Origin of the sequence: Streptomyces solincola (genome assembly GCF_002982015.1) — a bacterium.
Taxonomy (GTDB): domain Bacteria; phylum Actinomycetota; class Actinomycetes; order Streptomycetales; family Streptomycetaceae; genus Streptomyces; species Streptomyces solincola.
Map to the genome: position 1 here is coordinate 1 of NZ_PVLV01000546.1, position 4,750 is coordinate 4,750.

At 75.5% G+C, this 4,750-nt stretch carries 5 protein-coding genes; 1 reads left to right on the plus strand and 4 read right to left on the minus strand.

Annotation, left to right across the window (positions count from 1 at the left end; all coding sequences use genetic code 11):
- The 4 genes from C6N75_RS26830 to eccE form a co-directional block, all read right to left on the minus strand.
- A partial coding sequence (locus C6N75_RS26830) for an SCO5717 family growth-regulating ATPase (protein ID WP_146132687.1) occupies positions 1 to 191 on the minus strand: 191 nt, incomplete at its 3' end.
- A 161-nt stretch (positions 192 to 352) separates the two neighbouring features.
- Positions 353 to 586, minus strand: a complete 234-nt coding sequence (locus C6N75_RS26835; RefSeq protein ID WP_105871461.1) for a DUF397 domain-containing protein — start codon at positions 584 to 586, stop codon at positions 353 to 355.
- Positions 587 to 882: 296 nt separating this feature from the next.
- Positions 883 to 1,626, minus strand: coding sequence for a hypothetical protein (locus tag C6N75_RS26840; RefSeq protein WP_105871462.1), 744 nt, complete (start codon positions 1,624 to 1,626; stop codon positions 883 to 885).
- Complete coding sequence (eccE, locus tag C6N75_RS26845; RefSeq protein ID WP_181160633.1) at positions 1,623 to 2,951, minus strand: type VII secretion protein EccE; 1,329 nt, start codon at positions 2,949 to 2,951, stop codon at positions 1,623 to 1,625. The genes C6N75_RS26840 and eccE overlap by 4 nt, the downstream gene beginning before the upstream one ends.
- A 254-nt stretch (positions 2,952 to 3,205) precedes the next feature.
- Between eccE and eccB the strand changes: the two genes are divergently transcribed.
- Positions 3,206 to 4,732 carry a type VII secretion protein EccB gene (gene eccB / locus C6N75_RS26850; protein ID WP_105871463.1) on the plus strand — a complete coding sequence of 509 codons (1,527 nt, stop codon included), beginning with the start codon at positions 3,206 to 3,208 and terminating at the stop codon, positions 4,730 to 4,732.
- Positions 4,733 to 4,750: the final 18 nt, after the last annotated feature.

Genomic DNA, 4,750 nt, shown 5'->3' on the forward strand with positions numbered 1-4,750 from the left:
GGGGGCGGCAGGGACCCGGCGGGGCCGGCCGGCGGCACGGCGGGCGGCGGGTTCTCGGCCGCGTTCTGCGTGTACCAGGCGGGCGGGGTGTAGTCGATGGTGAACTCGCCCGTCACCTCGGCAGGATCCGCGTCGGACTCGTCGACGGGAGGACTCCAGCTCCCGTGGATGTCGTCGCGATCGCCGTTCACTTTGCCTCCTGGTGGTCGAGCACCCGCGTCCGGGCCGGCGGGTCTGGTCGACATGGGGCCGGCCCCGCGATCCACCCTAGACGGCGGCCGGGACCGGTCGGCAGCCCCGTACCGTCCACCCGAACCGGCGGAGCGATTCGGGCAGTTCGGGCCGTACGGGGTCACTCCAGGTCGAACTCGCCGTCCCGGGCCCCGAGTACGAACGCCTGCCACTCGGCCTCGGTGTACCGCAGCACCGTGTCATGGTCCAGCGAGGACCGCATGGCCACCGCCCCGCCGGGAAGATGGGCGATCTCCACGCGCTCCTCGTCCGGGCTGGTCCCCGGGGCGCCGATCCACTCCACACCGGAGATGTCCAGGGCGTACAGCTCGTCCTTCTCCTGCGCGCTGCCCATCGGGGCTCCTTCCGTCGCGTCGGACCGGTGCGCCGACGGGCCGGATGCCCGCTCCCGGCGCTTCGTCCCCGCCGACCGGTCGCACCGCGTCACCGACCGCAATCCTAGGTGAGCCGGGCCCGGCGCACGGACGATCCGGCATCCTCCGGACCTGGCCCGCAGCACGCCGTCCGGTCCGTCCGGTTCGGTCCGTCCGACCCTGTCCGCTCGGTCCTGTCCGGGTCCGCTTCGGGAACCGCCTCCGGTCCCGTCCGGGTCCGCCCGGCGCGGAGCCGCCCCCGGTCCTGCCCCGGCCCTCAGTCCATCCGCCGGGGCACGCCCAGCAGTCCGGACTCCGCGTCCGTGGGGGCGGTGACCACCCAGTGGCGCTCCCGGCCCGCGCACCACAGGGTGACCCCGTCCGCCAGCGTCGGCAGCGCCTCGGTCTCCATCCTGGTCAGCCCGAGCACCCGGCCGATCTCCTCGCTCTCCTGCGGCGAGACCCGCTGCACCCCCACCAGGGACGCCGCCCGCATCAACCGCGGCGCCACCGGGCTCAGATACGGCAGCAACGTCAGCACCGACTGCCACGGCGAGGACACCACCCGGCCGCGCGGCGGCCGCATCCCGCAGTCGCGGACCACCACGACCGGACTGCTCACCGTCGCGCCGAGCGGAGGCACCCGGCCCACCTCGTGCAGGGTGATGCACTCCAGGCCCGCACCCGCGGTCTGGGCGAGCGTGGTCCACTCCCGCGCACGGCCCGTCTCCACGGCGACCCGCGCCCCGGTGCCGGCCGCCCGCAGGGCGAGCACCTGCGCCGTCCACAACCCGCCGATCAGCAGCACGTCGTACGGCGTCGCCCGGTGGAAGCCGATCATCTGCGGCCGGCCCTGCCCGTCGTCACCGATCACCACCCCGTCGTCGCCGACCGGCATGGACAGCGCGCTGAGATGGTCCGCCGGCAGGAAGTGCCCGGCGTGCCGGGACCGGAACAGCCCGCGCGCACCGCGCACCGGGCCCGCCGCGCCCGCCGCACCCGTGGCCGTACGTCCCCTCATCGCGCCCCTCCCAGCGGCAGCGTCGCCAGCGCACCCGGCAACTGCTCCCGGTCCAGCCGCAGCAGCCCCACCTTGGCGGAGCGCGCGGCAGCCTCCAGCGCCCGCCGCCCCCCGACCAGTTCGGAGTCCGAACCGCCGGTCACCCGGATGTGCCCGGCCACCTCCACGGTGCCCTGGCGGGCGCCGCGCCGCAGCGTCACGGACAGCGTCGTCGCGTACGCCGGGACGGACGTCAACTGCGACACCAGGGCCGGCAGCGGAGTCGCCGCACGGCCCAACTCCGGCCAGCGGCCCACCGCGTACGTCGTGTGCCAGCGGTCGTCGCAGCGCCACACCCGGGCCGTCTCGGCCGTCCGGCGCTGCGCCGAGCCGTCCGCGCGCTCCGCACGCCCGGCCAGCCGGGGGCTCGCGCAGGCCGCCATCGCCACCGCGGTGTTCAGCTCCTCCTGGTCCAGGACGACGGCCTGGAAACCGACCCCCGACAGCCGGCTGGCCACGTGGTCCGCCAGCCGCACCAGACACCGCTGGGCGCCCGCCAGGCCGCCGCCGCGGGCCGCGATCGCCTCCCGGCACAGCTCGGGGTCGAGCTTCACCGCCACCCAGGTCACCCGCAGCGCGGGCGCGCCGGTGCTCTGTTGGAGCGGGGCGTACGACAGCCGGGCCACCGACTGCTGCGGCAGGTGCGGGGCCGGCGCCGGCCGGACCTGCTGGAGCAGCTGGACCGACTCCGGCCGGATGTCGTCCACTTCCAGCGTCCCGCCCAGCACGGACAGCGGCAGGGCGCGCGAACCGGACGCCGGGCGCAGCGCGCGCCCGCTCGCCTCGATCCGCACCACCGCGGTCAGGAACGCCCCGTCGCCGAGCATGCCCACCGTGCGGCGCTCGCGGTCGACGTACGGGTACGGGCCGAAGCCCGGCAGGCTCTCGGCCACCACGGCCAGCGAGGCGTCGGTGTCCGGCCCGGCCGGGCGCGCGGACCTGCGCCGGGCGCGCAGCGCCGAGGAGGAGGCCAGCCAGTCCGGCAGCAGGCGTCCCCGGCGGCGGATCACCGCGAGCAGGAGCAGCAGGACGGCCACCGTCGCGGCGGCCGCCAGCCAGGGGCCGCCGGCCGCCAGACCCACCGCCACCAGGGCCAGGGCCAGTTCGATCAATACCAACTGCCGCAGCTCGACCGGGCCCAGCTTGCCGGACCCCGGCAGCGGCCGCAGCGCGGTGGACGCCGGGGCTCCGCCCCGGGCGGGCGCAGGGCCGGACCGCTCGCCGGGACCACCGGGCCTTCGGCCGCCGGAACGCCCCTCACGTGTACGCGTCGCCGCCGTGCCCATCGCCGCCTGGCCCCCTCAGCAACCCTCTGCGTCTGTCGAGCCCGCGTGCTCACCGGGCCCCGTCCGCTCATCGGCCGATCACCCTACCTGAGCGCGGTCCCCTGTTCGGCGGCAGGCATAGTAGGGGCGGCACGACGGGCGTCCGGGCCGCGGCGGCACCCGCCGCGGGCCGCCGGACCGCCACACCGCCTCGTGAACTCCCGCGCGTACGCGGGGACATCAGGCCGTCCGACGGGGAGAGGAACAAGGGACACATGGCATCGCGACGCGATGAACTGAACGCCTACACGTTCGCGAAGCGGCGGCTGGTCGCGCAGTTCGTGCAGCCGAACCCCGGCGGCTCCGAGGAGGGCGCGCCCCGCCCGCTGCGCGGCGTGCTGCCCGGCGCCATCGTCGCCATCGTGGTGCTCGCGGTGTTCGCCGCGTGGGGGATGTTCAAGCCGGTCGCCCCGCAGCGGTGGGACGCCCCCGGCGAGAACGTCATCATCGCCAGCAAGTCGACGACCCGGTACGTGGTGCTGCGCACCGGGGACCGCACCCAGCTCCACCCGGTGCTCAACATGTCCTCCGCCAAGCTGCTGCTCAAGCAGAACGGCGGCAAGGTCGTCAACGTCGACGAGTCCGTCCTCGACAGCGGCAGGATCCCGCACGGCGCGACCCTCGGCATCCCCTACGCCCCCGACCGCCTGCCCGACCCCAAGGAGGCCGGCAAGGCCAAGCGGTGGGCCGTGTGCGAGCGGCCCGGCCAGGGGGGCCGGGCCATCCAGAAGGCCGCCTTCGTCTTCGCCCCGCGCGACGAACGCCGCACCGACGACCGCGACCGCCTCACCGGCGGCGAACTCCTCTACGTCCAGGGCCCCGACAAGGTCCGCCGGATCGTCGACGCCGGCGGCACCGCGTACCCCGTCGAACAGGACGAACCGCTCCTGCGCCTGCTCGTCGGCCAGGGCCGCACCCCCCAGCGCGTCTCCGACGACTGGCTCAAGACCCTCCACCAGGGCGACGAGATCGCCTTCCCCACCATCCCCGGCACCCCCGGCGCGGACGCCTCCGTCCCCGGTGGCCTCACCCCGAAGCAGTCGAAGGTCGGGATGGTCCTCACCGCCTCCGACGGCACCCGCCGCCAGTCCTACGTGGTGCTCGCCGACCGCGTCGCCCCCGTCTCCGACTTCACCGCCAAGCTCCTGCTCAACGGCCCCCAGTCCGTCGACGTCGGCCAGGGCGGCCGCGCCGCCGAGGTCAGCGGCTTCGCCATCAAGCCGGAGAAGGCGTTCGACGCCGACCTGCACTGGCCCGACTCGGCCCCCGACCCCGTCAACGAGGCGTCCACCGCCGAGGGCAGCCGCAACACCGTCTGCAACGTCCTGCGCGCGGTGGACCGCGACAACGGCTCCACCACCCTGAGCACCTGGGCCGGCGACGACTTCCCCGCCCCGCTCCAGACCGGCTCCTCCAGCGCCTACGTCACCCCTGGGTCCGGGCAGATGTACCGCCAGTTCACCGGCAAGCGCACCGACGCCGGCTTTCTCTTCCTGGTCACCGACACCGGACTGCGCTACGCCCTGCAGTCCAACGGCGACATGGCCACCGACGACGCCGGCATCGGCGCGCCCAGGTCCGGCGGGGACGAGGAGGCCCAAGCGGCCGAGGCCCAGCAGGCCCAGAACCGCCTCGGCTACAAGGACGTGCAGGCGCTGCCCGTCCCCGCCGCCTGGTCCGCCTTCCTCCCCACCGGCCCCCGGCTGTCCACGGGCGACGCCCGCCAGCCCCAGGGCTCCTGAGGGGGCGCGCGCATGAGG